Source organism: Sulfurihydrogenibium sp. (assembly GCF_028276765.1).
In the GTDB taxonomy this organism is placed as follows: domain Bacteria; phylum Aquificota; class Aquificia; order Aquificales; family Hydrogenothermaceae; genus Sulfurihydrogenibium.
Map to the genome: position 1 here is coordinate 1 of NZ_JAPYVU010000039.1, position 17,337 is coordinate 17,337.

The 17,337-nt window shown below is 30.3% G+C and carries 15 protein-coding genes and 1 tRNA gene; 3 read left to right on the forward strand and 13 right to left on the reverse strand.

Annotation, left to right across the window (positions count from 1 at the left end; all coding sequences use genetic code 11):
* Positions 1-158, forward strand: a 158-nt coding sequence (locus Q0929_RS08980; protein ID WP_343232051.1) for a TolC family protein, incomplete at its 5' end; no start/stop codon positions are given.
* A 414-nt stretch (positions 159-572) separates the two neighbouring features.
* Here Q0929_RS08980 and Q0929_RS06820 read toward each other — a convergent pair.
* The 4 genes from Q0929_RS06820 to Q0929_RS06835 form a co-directional block, all read right to left on the reverse strand.
* On the reverse strand, positions 573-980 hold the full coding sequence (locus Q0929_RS06820) for a hypothetical protein (protein WP_299239123.1): 408 nt from the start codon (positions 978-980) through the stop codon (positions 573-575).
* Positions 980-1,318, reverse strand: coding sequence for a cupin domain-containing protein (locus tag Q0929_RS06825; protein WP_299239125.1), 339 nt, complete (start codon positions 1,316-1,318; stop codon positions 980-982). The genes Q0929_RS06820 and Q0929_RS06825 overlap by 1 nt, the downstream gene beginning before the upstream one ends.
* Positions 1,319-1,328: 10 nt before the next feature.
* Positions 1,329-1,793, reverse strand: a complete 465-nt coding sequence (locus Q0929_RS06830) for a hemerythrin domain-containing protein (RefSeq protein ID WP_299239127.1) — start codon at positions 1,791-1,793, stop codon at positions 1,329-1,331.
* Between the two features lie 340 nt (positions 1,794-2,133).
* Entirely contained in the window at positions 2,134-5,946 is a 3,813-nt protein-coding gene (locus Q0929_RS06835; protein ID WP_299239129.1) for a translocation/assembly module TamB domain-containing protein, read from the reverse strand.
* A 67-nt stretch (positions 5,947-6,013) separates the two neighbouring features.
* Here Q0929_RS06835 and Q0929_RS06840 point away from each other — a divergent pair, with 67 nt between their 5' ends.
* On the forward strand, positions 6,014-7,003 hold the full coding sequence (locus tag Q0929_RS06840) for a tetratricopeptide repeat protein (protein WP_299239131.1): 990 nt from the start codon (positions 6,014-6,016) through the stop codon (positions 7,001-7,003).
* 184 nt (positions 7,004-7,187) lie between these two features.
* Positions 7,188-7,601, forward strand: a complete 414-nt coding sequence (locus tag Q0929_RS06845) for an NUDIX hydrolase (protein WP_299239133.1) — start codon at positions 7,188-7,190, stop codon at positions 7,599-7,601.
* A gap of 277 nt (positions 7,602-7,878) precedes the next feature.
* Here Q0929_RS06845 and Q0929_RS06850 read toward each other — a convergent pair.
* From Q0929_RS06850 to Q0929_RS06890, 9 genes are all read right to left on the reverse strand, one after another.
* Positions 7,879-7,950, reverse strand: a tRNA-Cys gene (locus Q0929_RS06850).
* A 40-nt stretch (positions 7,951-7,990) separates the two neighbouring features.
* Positions 7,991-9,439, reverse strand: a complete 1,449-nt coding sequence (locus tag Q0929_RS06855; RefSeq protein WP_299239135.1) for a putative Ig domain-containing protein — start codon at positions 9,437-9,439, stop codon at positions 7,991-7,993.
* A 287-nt stretch (positions 9,440-9,726) separates the two neighbouring features.
* Positions 9,727-10,956, reverse strand: coding sequence for a type II secretion system F family protein (locus tag Q0929_RS06860; RefSeq protein ID WP_299239137.1), 1,230 nt, complete (start codon positions 10,954-10,956; stop codon positions 9,727-9,729).
* Positions 10,956-12,626 carry a type II/IV secretion system protein gene (locus Q0929_RS06865; protein WP_299239139.1) on the reverse strand — a complete coding sequence of 557 codons (1,671 nt, stop codon included), beginning with the start codon at positions 12,624-12,626 and terminating at the stop codon, positions 10,956-10,958. Before Q0929_RS06865 ends, Q0929_RS06860 begins: the two co-directional genes overlap by 1 nt.
* A 1-nt stretch (position 12,627) precedes the next feature.
* Positions 12,628-14,136, reverse strand: a complete 1,509-nt coding sequence (locus tag Q0929_RS06870) for a secretin and TonB N-terminal domain-containing protein (protein WP_299239141.1) — start codon at positions 14,134-14,136, stop codon at positions 12,628-12,630.
* Positions 14,115-14,663 (reverse strand): hypothetical protein, encoded by a 549-nt coding sequence (locus tag Q0929_RS06875; RefSeq protein WP_299239143.1) that lies wholly within the window; start codon positions 14,661-14,663, stop codon positions 14,115-14,117. Before Q0929_RS06875 ends, Q0929_RS06870 begins: the two co-directional genes overlap by 22 nt.
* Positions 14,641-15,123: a hypothetical protein gene (locus Q0929_RS06880; RefSeq protein ID WP_299239145.1), complete on the reverse strand. Its 483-nt coding sequence runs from the start codon at positions 15,121-15,123 to the stop codon at positions 14,641-14,643. The genes Q0929_RS06875 and Q0929_RS06880 overlap by 23 nt, the downstream gene beginning before the upstream one ends.
* Positions 15,104-16,219 (reverse strand): hypothetical protein, encoded by a 1,116-nt coding sequence (locus Q0929_RS06885; RefSeq protein WP_299239147.1) that lies wholly within the window; start codon positions 16,217-16,219, stop codon positions 15,104-15,106. The genes Q0929_RS06880 and Q0929_RS06885 overlap by 20 nt, the downstream gene beginning before the upstream one ends.
* Positions 16,220-16,493: 274 nt before the next feature.
* Positions 16,494-17,171: a prepilin-type N-terminal cleavage/methylation domain-containing protein gene (locus Q0929_RS06890; protein WP_299239149.1), complete on the reverse strand. Its 678-nt coding sequence runs from the start codon at positions 17,169-17,171 to the stop codon at positions 16,494-16,496.
* Positions 17,172-17,337: the final 166 nt, after the last annotated feature.

Here is a 17,337-nt window from a genome sequence, read left to right on the forward strand (position 1 = left end):
TTAGACTATCAACAGAAAGATTTAAAGCAAACATAGCAAACACATTAGAAGTATTAGAATCAGAAAATAACTACCAATCAGCACAGCTGACTTATCTAAACACGCTTTATAGCTACAATTTAAAAATTTTTGATTTGATGAATCTTAATGGTGAGTGAGTTTTATTTTGGTTTTAGTAAATCAAAGTAAAAAATATGTCGAGTAAGAAATTGAGAGTGTTCCCCAAAAACCAATTTTTAATTTTCTCAAACTGGTATAAGAGTGTTCTAAAATTCTCGTAAGCTTACCCTTCCATGTCATCTTGGGGCTGTAAGCCAAAGGATCTCCTCTTTTGATCTTTTGACTTGAAAAGAACACTTTGTCCAATAATAGAAAATTGTAGAATAGCCTATTTTTTCTGCATATGTTTTATTGCTTTTCTTTAATTAATTATACACTACGCTATTTAAAACTTTCATAGTCAACATCGGTATCCAAGCAAATTGTACACCAATAACAAGGTTTAATAAAACTCTAAGGTAAATGTATGGATTGAAAGTTTGAGAGTCAAAATGTTGCTATATAAATAAAGATTAAGAAATAATATTGGCGAAAAATAAATTTAAAATTCCAGCAAATATAAATCTTATAGTAAGCGGTTTAATGGTTTTAAAAGTTGTAAAAATTTGTAATAAGAAAATCAAAATTCCAAATAAAATTAGAATTCCGCTCATTTTAATCTGATTTAATACAAAACTGACAGTTGAAAAAATTAAAAGGGTTAAAACAATATAAGAAAGTTTTTCATATTTAAGCTTAACATTTTGAGAGTTTGGAAATATTTGATATAGTCCACCTAATATAATTGAAAGAATAAAACCAAATACAGAAATAATGGCAGTGTTTAAAAGATTCTCTTGATATTTGTAATACAAAGATAAAAATAAATTTAAAAATCCTAATATAAAGAAGTAAGTTGATATCTTTGATATGTAAAACATTACAAGCTAATCTTTTTAGTTGGAATAGGTGTAATTATAGCTTGTACAACTAAATTTTCTAATGCTTCAAATCCATGAGGTTCATTAGGCTCGTAAAGTATGGTCTCTCCTGGACTTAAATCTCTGTATTTTTCTTTACTTCCAATAAAAAACCTTCCATTACCTTCTAAAACAGTTAAAATAACATCAGATGGTGATTGATGTAACTTTATAATCTGACCTTTCTTTAAAAAGAATAGTAAAATTCTTGCATTTTGAGTATCTACTACTTTTTCTATGACAACCTTTTCATCAGAAAATTTGGTATTAAAATTATGTTTGTAGATTATCAAACTCACGTCATCTCCTTTACAGCCATTCTTTTTCTTCTTTTAAATCTATTTCTTCCATGATATATTTTCCATCTTTTTCTTTGATTCTTTTTATATCTGGAAAAAAGAAATTCTCTTCCTCCAGAAAATGGTCGTAAATCATTCTTATCAACTTTTTGGCATACGTCTTTAAGATGTCTTCCTTAGATTTTCCAAGGTTAACATCTTTAATAGCTTGTTTTAGATAATCTGCTTCCTCTCTAATAGTTGAATGTGCAAAAGAAAATGATTCTGCATCATAATTTGGATAAATTTTTAAGACTTTCGGCAAGAATATCTCATCTTCTTTAATCGCATGATTTTCAACTTCTGTTAATACAAAATTGAGTAAATTTTCTGCGTCTAAAACTGTAAAATTATCTAACTTCTTTTCAAATTCTCTTAAAACTTTATTAATTGCTTTATGTTCATCAATTAGTTCTTCTATTTCTTTTTCAAACATTATCAAGCCTTTGATGTTAATTTAGGATAAATATATCTTAAATTCTGAAATTAACTCTATGATCAATATCATTAATTAATGTTTATCCGGTGAGAATTTCTAAAAATGATTAGATTTTTCGCTGACTGTAAAACTTAATAATCGTTATTTGTTTGTTATGGTGTAAGAGTGCTCCAAAATTTTCGTAAGCTTACTTTTACGTCATCCTGAGGACGTAAGTCCGAAGGATCTCCTCTTTTGATTTTTTGATTTGAAAAGAAAAGTAGGAAATTCTTCGCACGGTTGCAGAATGACGACATGGATTTGATGCGGATTTTTACAAGCAGACTCAATTTCAACTTTAAAAATCAAATGGTAATGTAAATGTAATTTCTCCAGACCTTGCGTTGTTTTCAAAGAATTTAATTACAAAAGAACTTCTTTCCGTGAATCTATATCCACCTTCATACCAACCAAAAGTATTCAAAGTGTTTCCAACAGGTCTTGATAAGCCTATATATATTTTTCTTGTAAGATATTTTTGCACATAAACGTTAAACGTAATACCCTGTGTAGGGTTGTAAGATGGAATAACATTTACATTGAACCCTGTTCCAAACAGTCCTGATTCTTCACTTTCTTCTTTAAACGGTGATAAAATTTTTGCAACACCACCAAGAATATTAAATAAACCGCTTGATGCTAACTGTTCTGGTGTTTGTTTTATTAATAGCAAAGTAAGTATTTCATCTTTTGACTTTGGTGGGGTTGAGAAGAAATCATATTTTATATTTTCATCCGGTCCTGACAGATTTACATAAATATAAGTTCCGGATACTTGCGTTGATAATCTTCCGTTTACATATGCTTTATTATTTATTATTTTTAAATCAATGTAATCAACGTTGTATTTGACTTTTAAAAAGTCAACCTTTCCATAATTGATTCTTATATTTCCATTTATGATAGGATTATATGCCGTTCCTGTGATATCTAATTTACCTTCTGCGTAAACTTTTCCCCAGCTTCCTTCAACAAAGATAGGAGAAAAAGTATTGATTTTTACGTTTAAATTTATATTTTTCAAAAATTCAGGTTTTTCTTCTTTTGATTCTTTCGTAAAGAATTCAGGCTCAATTTTTATCTTTCCTGTTGTTTGATTTAAGCTGTTTATAAGAATTTTATCTTTTTCAATTTTTACATCTGTATTTGTATTTAAAACACCGTTAAACATGTTTTGATATTTAACCGGTAGAACCTGAGAAGTTATCTTAATAGCCCCAACCTTAGTGTCAGGATTTATATTCCCATTTAATTGGATATAACTATCTCCAAAAGATGACCTTGTATCTCCCTTTATATCAATATATAACAAATCTTTCATTTTGATACTAAACTTATCTATACTCACGATATTTGATATGTAAGGAGTTTTTAGGGTCATATTATTACCAATTAGATTTAATTCGCTATCTTCTAAAATCTTATCAATCTTTCCATTGTACCCATAAACAAAACTAACCTTACCGTCTAAAATAACGTACTTTAAAAACTGAGAGATATATCTTTTATCAAGTTCACCTTTTACTGAAATATCTAACATTTCATTGTCAAGATTATAAATGAGCTTGTTTATATAGCCTTTTGCGATGCCTTCAAAGTATAGGTTCGAAAACTGAATACTTTTATCTTTAACAATTCCTTTTAATTCCTTTAGCTTTATTAAAGGAAGTTCATTTTCCTTTATTTCAAAATCTTTTATTTCTATTATTCCACTACTTTTTGAAAAATCATCCTTATTAAAGTTTATGATTAATATTCCATCACCAGTATTTAGTTTAATTCTTTTATTTATTTCATAATTTAATCCATCAATATTTGCAACTAATTTGTCTTTGTCTCCACTTATTTTTGGATTTATGACTGTTTCTTTACCATCTTTTAAAATGGATATTTTTAAGCTACCGTCATATTTATCTAATCCGCCAGAAATTCTTCCGCTGAAGCTTAGTTTACCATTTGGAATATTTAGACTTGAAGACAGATTTCCATTTATCTTATTTTCTGAAATTGAATATAATCCATCTGCTAAAAGGCTAAGGTTTTTGAATTTTTCATTTAGATTACTTGAATTTATTTTCAGTGAATAATTCAACCTATCATTTAGAAGTTTTAGGTCTAAATTTAAATCGTCTATAAAGTAATCTTTAAAATTAAACTTATTTGCCACAGCTGTTATTTTTAAATCTTTTAATTTTTCCGTTATTATTCCGGAAAGTTTAATGTTTAAAGGTATATTAAATTCCTTTTCTTGAGCTTTTATGTCTTCTAAGTCTAATTTTACATTCCACTGCTTATTTTCAATAGATATATCAATATTTCCTGAAGATTTATACACATTAAATCTATTTAAAATTTCAACATGCTTTTTCAAGAATGGATATACGGGAGATAGGTCAAAATCTTTAAGCACAAGATTTATATCTGTTTTATTCTTATTCAAATCGGCATTTACAACATAGTTAAGATTGCTTTGATAATTTCCATTTACAGTTAGATTTTTATCTTTGAATTTTAATGAATAATTAATATTGTTTAGATTAATCTCTTCATAGCTAAAAGATTTAGCCAATCCATTTAGATTTATTTCAAAAGATTTTAAATTTCCGGAAATTACACCGTTACCATTAACTATTCCTTTGATCGGGATATCTTTTAAAAACATTAGATTTTCAAGAATCGCATTATCAAATGATAAACCAACTTTAAAGTTTGGATTTTCTAAGTTAAACTGATTTACACTTCCGCTAAAATCTAATTTTGAAGTCTTTGAAAAGGAGTTTCCAGAAAATGACATACTATAATTTTTTAAGTCTACATTACCACTGCCGCTTAAAGATTCATATTTAAAGCCTAAAAATGTTGGATTGTTTGATTTTATTTCAAATTTTAAGATTTTAGAGTCTAACGGATAATCAATCTTTAAACTCGCCGAGCCGTCAATAGAGCTAAGAATTTCATCTTTATGTTTTAACAGAGATAAAACATTTTTAATTGATGAAGTATTTAAGTCTAAAATTAGTCTTTTTTCGTTAAAGTCAATGCTTCCATTTGCAAAATTTGAGCTTAATTTCCCAGTAATTTTTTGAGATTTATCATAATCGAATTTTAAATCTAAATTCAACTCTCCAAGTGATATATTATCAGCAATCAGATTATTAATACTGCTTTTTAACTTACCTTTTAAGAAAGTTTTTTTGTCTTTTTCAATTAATTCTAACTCTCCATCAAACTTTTGATTAGTAACGCTTATATTTTCGCGTAATATCTTTGCAACATTTCCATTAAAAGAGATTTTTACATCTTTCTTTTTTTCTATGTTTAAATCAACATTAAGATTCGAAAGATTAAAACTCTCATAAACAAGATTTGATGCTTTAAGATTTACATCTATTTTAAAAGTTTTGTCATCGTTTAAAATTAACTGTTTTATTAATAAGTTTGGATTTTCCGGTTTAAAGTAAGATGTTGTAATAGATATATTTTTTGTAATTAGTTTATTTGGATACACAGTCAAAGCCGGATTATTTGATTGATTTTTTATGATGAAATTATAAGTTTTTCCTGACTTTAAATAATCTATAGAAACATCATTTTTAACATAAATATCATTATCAATATTGTACAAGCTTAAATTCTTTATGTTTAAATCTGCATTTTCTTCTATGTTCTTGACTAAAAATTCACCATTCTTTATGTTTGCTGAAACATAATTGGTAATTAGGTAAGTGTAAAAAATTCCATCAATCTTTTTAGATGGAGGAGCTTTTAAATCATTTATATATGTACCTTTTAGATTTCCAATGTCAAGGTCTAAGATAGGTTCTGTGTTAAATAAACTTTTTAGATTAAATGCCCCGCTGACTTTTTCTAAGTTAACGTCAAATTCTTTTTTATCTGTTATTTTTATATAGCTACAATAAAATTGATTTTTCGATAAATTACAATCATCTTCTATAAAAATCCCAAACTGATTAAGGATTAATCTATAGTTAGAAATCACATATAAAAAAATTAAGAATATGATTGATAAAAAAATAAATACTGATGCAAGATTAAGAAATACTTTTATAGCGAATTTTACATATTTGTTATCTTTTATGATTTTTATCACTTTTTTCATCATTATTTTTAAAAAAGCATTATAATAAATAGTATCATAAATTTTAGAGGTATTTAAAATGAGTGTTGCAAGTGAAGCTTATCATCTATTAAGCAAAGCCATTTATCATTATGAAAATGAAAATTTTGAGATGGCAATTACTCTGTTAGATGAAGCTATTTTGTTAGACCCAGAAATTCCGGAGGTTCATTATTGGAGGGGTAAAGTTGCAACCCATGACCTAAATCAAGAAAGTTTAGAAGTCGCAATCGTTGAACTATCAGAAGCAATTAGATTAAAGCCAGATTATGCAGATGCATATTTTGAAAGAGGCAAAGTTTATATACAAAAAGGAGAGTTTGAAGAAGCTAAAAAAGATTTAGAAAAAGCAATCCAATTAAATCCAAAACTAAAAGAAGCTTATTCTCTTCTTGCACAGATAGAGCTTGTATCCGGCAATGATGAGAAAGCAATGAAATATCTCGAAAAAGTTTCTCACCAAGAAGGAGATGATAGATACTATTACTCTCTTGGTAAAATCTTTTATAACGCCGGTAAATATCAGTCAGCTATTGAGCAATTTAATAAGACAATAGAAAAAAATAAGTATTTTGTAGATGCTTATGTTTATAAAGCACATGCCTTGGCAAATCTTGGAAATTATCAAGAAGCAATAGAGAATTTGAAAAAGGCAATAATTTTAGTTCCGGAAGAGATTAGTTATTTCATCGATATGGCAAAATACTACTTTGAGATAGGAAAGCAAAAAGCTAAGGAAGGCAATAATATTGAAGCAGCAGAGAATTTTATAAAAGGTCTACAGATTGATTACAATCTCAAAATAGAAAAACAGTACATTCCGGTTATCATGAAAGCTGTTAAAGAACTTTTAGAAAATAAAAATTATAAAGAAGCTTTAGAGTTGATAGACCAATTAGAACTTATCGTAAAAGAGCCAGAGTATGCAGAATTTAAAGAAGAGTTTAATAAATTAAAGAAAGAAGTGATGAAATCTTTACCGTTGAAAGATAAAATCATAAAGTTTGTAATGGATATATACACTAAGTAAGTAAGAAAACAAGATATGAGATGTGAGAGGATGTTCAAAAAATCCACACTCTCATTCTGAACGGAGCGAAGAATCTCATGATTTTTATTAAATTTCTCACCCGACGTGTATCCTAAGTTAATATATAGTTATACTTTACTCCGGTGAAAAAATTTTCAAATCAAATAACGAAAGGAGAATAAAAATGGCTATTCAAACACCTTACGTAGCGGTAGATGGAATAATTAAAGTTTTTGATGAGAGTGAAAATTTTAAAGGAATTGTATTAATCGAAAGAAAAAATCCACCCCATGGCTTAGCCTTACCGGGTGGTTTTGTTGACATTGGCGAAAGCGTTGAAAATGCTTTAATCAGAGAGATGAAAGAAGAGACGAATCTTGATGTGCAAATTGTTAGACTTTTTAGTGTCTATTCAGACCCAAAAAGAGACCCAAGATTTCATACTGTATCTGTAGTTTTTGTCTGCAAAGCTTACGGCACTCCAGCCGGCAAAGATGATGCAAAAGAAGCTAAGATTTTTAAATTAGAAGAAATACCATTTGATAAATTAGTCTTTGACCACGAAAAGATTTTAAGAGATTTTATAAATTCGTTGTGATGGCTATAGATTTAAGAATGTATACGGTTGTAATGAGGATGTTCCAAATTCTAATTAGGTCTAAAAATTAATCAACCTTTTGATCGTCATTCTGAGTGTAAGCGAAGAATCTCATATTTTTCTTGCCTATTTTTTTCTCATTTTTTAAAAGAGTAAATCCTTCCGACTAAGTTTTTAGATGGACGAGAAAAGAGAAACTTTCAAAAATTTTTTACAGTATTCTCATAGTTATGGTTGACGGATTAAAGTTTATGAAATCTTCTTGCTTAATTAAAAAAGGCCGGGGTGGGAATCGAACCCACGCATAAGGGATTTGCAGTCCCCTGCCTTACCACTTGGCTACCCGGCCATCAAAAGATAGATAAATATTATATCACATTCTAAAAAATCTATCTATCTGTTATACTGCCATCCTGTTCGAAGTTTACATTTCCATCACCATTAGTATCTTTACTTTTAGCCCACGAATAATCCGTATAACCTAATTGACTACCTGTACATCTTCCACTTGATGAAGCATAGAGATACAACCTTCCTGTATCCGTTGATTGTATACATTGTGCAACAACTTGATCGTTTATTGCTTTACACGTACCATCTGTTAGTTTAAAATCTTTTTTAGCACCTGTATTATTATAAACACAGACTTGGTCGCTACCACTTCCACTACCCCCACCTCCTCCTCCACCTCCACCACCGCTTCCGCTTCCACTGCCACTACCGCTGCTTCCACTTCCACCACTTGCTAACTCAGGATTTATTACAAGTGTTAAAGTCTTACTATCTGAATCTCCGTTGCTATCTGTTACGATTACACTGACAGGAAAGCTGCCTGATTGGGTTGGAGTTCCATTTATACACTTTCCTTCATCGTTTGTCGGACAGCTTTCGCAGTTTGTATCATAATGTAGTTCGGGTGGTAGTCCGCTTACTGTATAGGTATAAGGAGTTTTTCCTCCGGATGCTGTTACTACAGCACAATAACTTTGATTAACTTGTCCATATGGTAAAGACTCTGTCGTAATTCTCGGCTTATTTGGCTGGATTGTAATGGAAAATCTCTTAGTCGCGATTTTATTATCGCTGTCCGTAGCCTGAATAGTAAAGCTATAAGTACCTGCCTGCGTTGGAGTGCCAGAGATAGTGCCATCACTGTTTAATGTCAAACCTGGTGGCAAACTGCCACTTCCTGATACTAAACTAAATGTATAAGGTTTAACTCCGTTGGTAGCTTCTATTTGAACGGTTGGATAAGCTTGATGCATTACACCATCCGGCAGGGAGGTCGTTGTAATGGTAAAACTGCTACAAATTTGTTGCCTTAAATCATCTATCGTTATATATCTAACTATGTCATCGTATGGCAATGATGCTCCAGGTGTATTGTCAAGGCAGTTTACATTATTTTCCGGTCTTTCTATCGTAAAATTCGTTCCGCTCGTATCTCCTGTTTGATTACATTTATTGTCTCCTCTTGAAAATACAATAAAAGCGACTCTAGTATTAACACGTCCGCTTACTCTATCATCAACAGTAAGAAGATGATCTACAGCTTCATTACAAATATCCGTTGTAGTTGCAGATCTATATAAAAGATTGTTTGTTCCAAAGTCGAGCACATCTATGTTTAAGTCATTTAGGTTATTTGGAAATCTCTTGTTTACTGACACAAAACTTAATATATTCTCATAAACAACATCCACTTTATTCTTAAGCTTTTCAGTTTGCTGTTTTTTTATAAGTATATTAAATAAAGTTATTCCTCCGCTTAGTAAAACACCAATTATAACCAATATTATTGCTACTTCCAAAAGAGAAAAACCTTTATTTTGCTTCATGGCAAATCCCTCCATTGCGGTAAACACGCCTAATATAATTAACGTTTCTTCTAATTAATATAGACACTTTGAACGAAAAATTCAATAAAAATAAGAAATTTTTGTCAGCTGTAGAATAAGGTTATTCTAAAATTTTCTTAAACTTACCTTTCTGTTTCATCCTGAGGCTGTAAACCGAAGGATCTTCTTTTTGATTTTTTGACTTGAAAAAAACATGAGATTATTCTTCGCCGGCTGCAGAATGACGATATGGATTTTTGAAACAGTCTCAAGCTTCAACTCTCACGTTATTGGCTTTTTCCAACAACAGAAATTAAATTATAAATAGGACCCATTAATCCCAAAATAATTATTAGCATGAATATACCAACAAAAGAAATAAGCAGCGGCTCTATCATTTTTGCAATATTTTGAGAGATATAGTCAACCTTTTCGTAGTAATAATTTGATATATAGCTTAATTGTTCCTCAAGCTGTCCTGTATTTTCACCAACATTTAACATCCTGATTATCATGGGAGAATAAAGATTTTGTTTTCTAAAAGCTTCAGAAAGACTCTCACCACCTATAATAAGACCTCTGGCATTTATGACACCTCTTTTGAATACCTCATTTCCAAGAGAATTCCCTAAAACTTCTAATATTCTCGAAAGATTTACTCCGGCTTTTACCATCAGCATCATGTATTCGGAAATAAATGCATAATTAAAATATGTTAAAATAATTCCAATTACGGGAAGTTTTAATAATATTCTATCTGTATGAAACTTTATTTCCCTATTATTTTTTCGCAAAATTTTAAGAACTGCAAAAAATAAAACAATAAAGATTATAATGAATACGATATACTTCCGCGTAAATTCAGACATCCATATTAAAATTCTTGTGGTAATAGGAAGGTCGATGTTAAAATTTTGAAAAGCTTCTAACATTTTTGGTAAAACATACACCATCCAAAAAATCATAGAACCTAAAACCGCAACAAACGTAAAAGATGGATATATTAATGCTTGCTTTGTTTTTGCTTTTATATCTTCGATTCTTTTTAGATAAACAGCAGCATCTTTTAAAACTTTTTCTAATCCTCCGGTTTCTTCTCCAACTTTTACCAAAGTTAAAATAACATCGCCAAATACATTTTTATATTTACTAAAACCTTCATACAGACTACCGCCAGATGTGATTATTTTGTATATATCTTCCAATATAAATTTTAGATGTTTATTTTGCATTTCCTTAGAAAGGTCATTAATTGCTACGCTTACAGGGACACCGGCTTTTATCATCAAATGTAAATTTTCAAATAACTCAACAATTTCAACCGCTTTAATTTTTTTTCTTTTAAATGGATTTATTTTTTTTAACTTAACTATGAAATCAGACGCCGGCTTATAATCAACAAGGAATAATCCGTCCCTTTGTAGTAAATCTTTTATATCTATCTCGTTTTCTACTTCTATGACTTTTTTTATTACATTACCTTCTCTATCTACTGCTTCAATGTTGTAGTAAGGCATTATCCAACTACCCTATTTATCTCTTCGATCGTCGTTATACGTTTTAAAATTTTAATCAAACCGATTTCTTTTATTGGAATCATGCCTTTTTCTATAGCTAATTTCTTTATGTAATTTATGTTTTTAGATTCAGCTATAGCTGAAGATATTTCTTCATCTATTTCCAGAATTTCGGCTAAAATTGTCCTGCCTAAGTATCCTGTATTATTACAGTGAGAACAACCCTTGCCCTTAGCAATAACGACTTCCTCATTCTTAACATACTTTTTGATAGTTTCTACAGAGAGTCCTAATACTTTAGCTAAATTTTCAATGCTTATCTTATACCCTACTTTACATGATGGACATACCTTTCTAATTAGTCTTTGAGAAACAATTGCATTTAAAGATGATGCAATTAAAAATGGCTTGATTCCTATATCTTCCAGTCTTGGTATTGCTCCTACCGCATCGTTCGTGTGAAGAGTAGATAAAACTAAATGACCTGTCATAGATGCTCTTACTGCCATTTCTGCTGTTTCTAAGTCTCTAATCTCTCCTATTAGAATTACATCAGGGTCCTGTCTTAGAAAAGACCTAATAGCCCTTGAAAATGTATAGCCAGCCCTTTCGTTTATTTGTGTCTGTTTTATAAAAGGAAACTTGTATTCAATTGGGTCTTCAACAGTAACGACGTTCCTGTTTAGAATATTTATTCTTCTTAGTGCAGAATAAAGCGTAGTTGTTTTACCAGACCCTGTGGGTCCTGTAAGAAGAAGTATTCCCATAGATTTATTAAAATGTTTTTTTAGCAGGTTGACCTGAAAATTTTCAAATCCAAGATTTTCTAAGTTAAAAATAGATATATTCTTAGAAAGGATTCTTAAAACAACATTTTCGCCAAAAGCTGTTGGAACTGTTGATACCCTCAGGTCAAACTCTTCGCTCAAAAATTTATGAGTAAAGCTTCCGTCTTGAGGGAGCCTTTGTTCAGCAATATCAAGGTTTGATAGAATCTTGATTCTTGATACTAAGTATGGATGAAAATCCATCGGCAGTGCGTAAAAATGTTGCATTATTCCATCTATTCTGTAAAATACATTAGAAGATAGGTTTTCAGGTGTAATATGTATATCCGAAGCTCTGTTTATAATTCCACTATTTATTATAAAATCCACAAATTCAGGTGCTGTATTTCCAATGCCGTCAGAAAGAGATTTGGATAGCAGATTTTCAAACTGTTTCTCTAAAGGATTTTCTATGAGAGAATAGTATGTTTGGATAGATTTTAAAATAAGGTTTTCATCACCAACATATATGTTAGGTTCAAGCTTTGTTCTTCTTTTAACAAGGTCGATAGCTACTATGTTATAAGGGTCAGACAGACAAATATTAATAGTTTTATCATCATGATTTATTGGAAGAAGGTTAAACTGTAGTGCCGTATCTTTTGGTATAAGTTTTAAAGTTTCTGGATTAGGAATTACTTCATTGAGGTTTAAGTATTCTTTACCGCTTTGCTTAGCTAAGGCAAATGCTATATCTGTTGTTGAAACGAAAGACAGCTCTCTGAGAATTTCTCCCAGCAGTTTATTAGGACTAAACTTTTTTATTTTTAATGCTATGCTTAGATGCTGGTCGTTTATAAAACCGTATTTTTTAAGTAGTTCACCGATAGGTAATTTTGTCATGCTAAAATCTTTCTACTTTTTCTACTTTCATGAATATGATCAGTTCTTTTCTGGATTTTGAAACAGTTTTTTGTTTAAATAGGTTTCCTATAACTGGAATATCTCCAAGGACCGGAACTTTTGTTTCTGTATCTGATTCTCCCTTATCAAGTAATCCACCAATGATAATTATATCACCGCTTTTAGCTCTAACTATAGTTCCTGTTTCTTTAACTGCCAAAATAGGAGCTTCTCCCACGACCTGACCACCATCGATAAGCTTTTTAGTATCTATAATAGAAGTTGATATAGGGACAATATTTAAAATTATATCACCATCATCTTCTATGTGTGGAGTTACTCCAAGAGTTATACCATCAAGAATATCTCTTCTTGTATACGTTGCAACAGGATAGGCTGTAGTTGTGGTACCGCCTATATTTGCTCCCACTATATTAAGCTGTTTTGTCCAAAATGGGATAATTCTACCAGATGTTAAAATAGCAGGTTGATTATTTAGCACAAGGACCCTTGGATTGGATAATGTTTTTATATCTCCAAACGTAGCTATGGCATTTAATACTCCTTTAATGTCACCATTTCTCAATACCGCTAAAGATGCTACCGAGTTAGAAAGACTTAATGTTTGTGAATATACAACCGATGGATACATAATTATTTTACTCCAATCCACGCCAAAAGAATAACTATCACTTAAAGAAACTTCCAGAATTTTTGCTTCTATTAAAACTTGCTTATCAATTTCTCTTTTTAATCTTGCAAGATACTCTTCAACAAGCTTAACTCTATCCTTAGTATCTTCTACTACCAACACACCGGTCGTTTTATTTAAAGCATACTTTCCATTTTTTGAAAGAATATTTTTTATATTGTCTTCTATTTGAGCAAACAAATCGTTCTGATCTATACTATAATCTACCTGGAACTCACCATTGATTCCACCGCCCGCTGTTGTTGTACCGCCTGTACCAGTAGTACCCCCACCACCTGTACCAACTCCACCACCAGCTCCACCCCTTTGACCACCGGTAACATTTCCACCAAGTGATGAGTTATAACTTGTTACAGTTTTTATATAAGGCAATTTATAGATTTTCGTGATCGTACCTTTAACATAAATAACTTTATCTCTAACTTCGTAGCTTAAACCAGCAACATCCATAATAGTCTCAAGAGCATCTTTTAGATTTATACCTTTGAAATTTAGCGTAATTGCTTTATTACTATCAACATCTGGAGCAAAGATAACATTATAAGGCGTACCTTTAAGGATAGCATATAAAACCATTTTTAACGGAACATTATCACCGGAAAAGCTAACAACATGCTGTTTTATATTATCTATATCTTTTTTAGGAATATCTTTTTTTGTGAAGGCTATTTTTATAAATTCTTCATCAGTCGTGTTTGTTATTAAATCAGCAATAGGGTCATTAACTTTCTCGTCAGCTTTAACTGAAAGTATGAATATAAAAAATATAATAAATATTACTGAAATAATTTTAACCATCTTGTTTCACCCGTCTTTATATTTTTTAGTTCTACTTTATCTTCGAAAATTTTTATAATTTTGTAATTTTGAATTTGCTGTCCTTCTTTAAGAATGGTGTTGTTTATTATCACAAAACTCTCTAATTTAGATATAAAAATAGACTGTAATTTAATTTGATTAGTTTCAAGAGTATTATTAGCATTAGGGGGAGGTATTTTTTTTACCAATTCTTTTAGGTCTGGCAATTGCTTTATATCTTTGCTATCGCTTTTAATGTTTTTTGTTGCTGGTATATTGGCAACTTTTAATATGTAATTTGCATCTAACTGAGAAGGTTTTATTTTAGATTGCAAAATATAAACTTGTTTTAATTTATCATACGTTTGATAATTTTGACTTAATGATTTAAATTCTACTTTTTCAATTATCTTGTCTGAAATATATCCAGAAATTGGATAGCTAATAATAATAGCAAAAGCAACCAATCCAAGAAACATAAAACCATCTTTACCTATGTCAAACTTACTTGCTAAATCCATTTTCAACCATACCCTCTAAATTTAAGTTTACTTTATCGCTACTGTTGGTTATTTCAAATTTATTAATGTATACATAAGGGTAGGTGCTGTTTATCTGGCTTAAAATCTTTTCTACATCAGCACTCTTAGGATTTTCCATAGTTACTTTAAATTTGGCCGTAATAGACAAACCTGATTCTTTTATCTCCAAAATCTCTAAGCTACAGCTTTTTGATAATTCATCTAATTTTTTTAGCACTAAATATTTAGCTTCATCTTTTTTATAAATTGGATAATCATATCTTATTTTTTTTGCAAAGTTAAAACTTTCTTTAAGGTCCCTGTTAACCCTTTCTAAGTTTAAACGTTTTTCATCTAATTTTTTATTTAATCTGTCGAGAAAGTTTAACAATAGCATCTGAACCGCGGTTAAGACCGCTAATGAAATCAGCAGTATTTTTTTTCTGCTATTTAATCTGCTTTTCAATTCTTACCTTTACAATCAGTTTTTTTTGCTTTAGATCTTTTTCGGTTTTTATAGTTATATCTTTAATTTTAACCAGAGAATCGCTGTACTTTTCAAGCTCAACTAATGTTTTAAAAGTTTTTTCATATGTTATATTATAAACAGCCTTGCCATTTTCATAGGAAAAGTCTAAAGAAGAATAGTTTAGGTTTAAATAGTCTTTCAACTTTTCTATTAAATATATTGCCGATATATTATTAGACCTTTTTTCCTCTAAACTTAATATTTGGCTGATGTAATCCAAATTTTTTTCTTTCAGTATATTTTCAAGCCTATTTTCTACATTTTTATTGTCTTCTAATAAGTTTTGAATTGTGAAATAATTATCCAATGATTGTTTAGCTAAATTTAAGTTGGTGACAAAAAGGTATATTACACCTAAGGATAAAATAACTGAAGAAAAATCTAAAGCTTTTGCGAAATTTACATTCTTTATTACGTTTTCAGGTGTAAAATCGTAATTTTGATTTAGATTAAGTAGTCCTACCGGTATAATTAAATCATTCAGCTGCTCTCTATCTATTTTGTAGTAATCCGGATTTATACATGCTATTTTGGCATAAAAAGATGTATAAAAATTTTCAATAACATTCTCATAGTTTAGTATTTCTCCGGAAATTAAGACATAATCAGGTGTCTCAAAAGCTCTTGTGATATAGTTATAAGTCAGCGTTAGATTTTCATAAAAACTGCTTTCTATTAAATTTACATCAACCGCTACAGTTCTTATAAATTTTACAACTCCGTTGTGTGAAAATATACAGTATATATAGTTTTTATCAGCGTAAAAATGTATAACTTTATCCTTATTTCCATTATAAGGCAGTAGTGCAAAATGTATAAGTGTATATAATTTTATGTATTTATACTTTGATTCATCTTTTATATGATTATAGAATTTGTTTTCTTGGTATACATAAACGAAAAACTCTTTATCTTGAGTTTTTGTATCAGGAGTCAGATATTTGATTGTGTATTTTTCACCCGGAATTAGCTGTCCATATACTTCTTTTAAGATTAATTTTTTTATAAGTTTTTTATTTTTTAGATTTGGCACTAATACTTTTTGAATGTTAAACTCTTCTTCAAATACTCCAATGTAAGCATCTTTGTCTATAAACTTCGATAAGTCTTGGTTTTCAGAAAATTGATGTGTTAGGTCTTCTTTTTTTTTAAAGAGATGGTCTTATCCAAGGATAAACTGTATTTTAATACAGAAGTTGGATAGATAAGGATTATATCCTTTTCTTTTGAAGAAGGAGAAAACCCCTTCCACTTAGGAAGGGGTAGAGAGAAAGGCTTAGCCATTTTTACAGCCCTAAGCTGATTTATTAGTTAGGTCTTCTGTCAAAGAAGTACACATAAGCTACAAGTTGTTGTTCTGAATCGCAATCCCATTCTGCAGGTTTGGTAGCATCACCAGTACCAGTACCATCACCACCAAAATTGGTTCCCTTGAGAATTCTTACATTTCCATTATTTGCATCTAAACTACCATCAATCGCTTGGTCTACAACTTTAGCAGCATAACACGGAACTTGTGTAGCAACTATTACGTTATAGTATGTATAATTTTTATCATGTGTTGAAGCAGCATAAAGTGCGCCACTGTAAGGGTTTCTTGCAACTTCTCTTGCGTTTGAGAAGCTAACAAGCTGTGCTTGTCCTAACTCTTTCCATTGAGGATCTGGGGTAGCGTCTGCTGTAGGAGAATTTGGATTATAGCAAAAACCATAAGAAGTCGCACCAAAACTTTGAGGAACAATAGCATCACTTGCATACATATCAATAGCCCCATTGTTATCACAATCTCCTGCAAATCTGCCGTATCTGTCGTAGAATGTGTACTGTAGAGTAGCTAAGCCTTTTGTGTCGTTTAGGAGCCTTTTTGCTTTTGCGTTGTTAATAAGCTCCTGACCCTTTAGGATGGCACCTAAGATGATACCGATGATCACTAGCACTATGGCTAGCTCCAAGAGCGTGAAACCCTTTTGATTGGTTTTAACCATGACAAATCCCTCCTTAAAAATTTTTTCAATATTTATTTTATACACTTTGGGTGAGAAATTCAAATATAAATAAAACATCTAAAAAAACTCCTTGGTGGCAGTTAAAATTGTAATAGCAAAAATTCCACCAAGGAGGTAAAAATGCAAAACTCTAATCTTTATTTTA

Excerpts from the sequence above, each read along its gene's own strand:
- Q0929_RS06890 (WP_299239149.1), bottom strand. The coding sequence starts at position 17,171 with ATGGTTAAAACCAATCAAAAGGGTTTCACGCTCTTGGAGCTAGCCATA.
- Q0929_RS06855 (WP_299239135.1), bottom strand. The coding sequence starts at position 9,439 with ATGAAGCAAAATAAAGGTTTTTCTCTTTTGGAAGTAGCAATAATATTG.
- Q0929_RS06820 (WP_299239123.1), bottom strand. The coding sequence starts at position 980 with ATGTTTTACATATCAAAGATATCAACTTACTTCTTTATATTAGGATTT.
- Q0929_RS06865 (WP_299239139.1), bottom strand. The coding sequence starts at position 12,626 with ATGACAAAATTACCTATCGGTGAACTACTTAAAAAATACGGTTTTATA.
- Q0929_RS06845 (WP_299239133.1), top strand. The coding sequence starts at position 7,188 with ATGGCTATTCAAACACCTTACGTAGCGGTAGATGGAATAATTAAAGTT.
- Q0929_RS06840 (WP_299239131.1), top strand. The coding sequence starts at position 6,014 with ATGAGTGTTGCAAGTGAAGCTTATCATCTATTAAGCAAAGCCATTTAT.
- Q0929_RS06860 (WP_299239137.1), bottom strand. The coding sequence starts at position 10,956 with ATGCCTTACTACAACATTGAAGCAGTAGATAGAGAAGGTAATGTAATA.
- Q0929_RS06830 (WP_299239127.1), bottom strand. The coding sequence starts at position 1,793 with ATGTTTGAAAAAGAAATAGAAGAACTAATTGATGAACATAAAGCAATT.
- Q0929_RS06870 (WP_299239141.1), bottom strand. The coding sequence starts at position 14,136 with ATGGTTAAAATTATTTCAGTAATATTTATTATATTTTTTATATTCATA.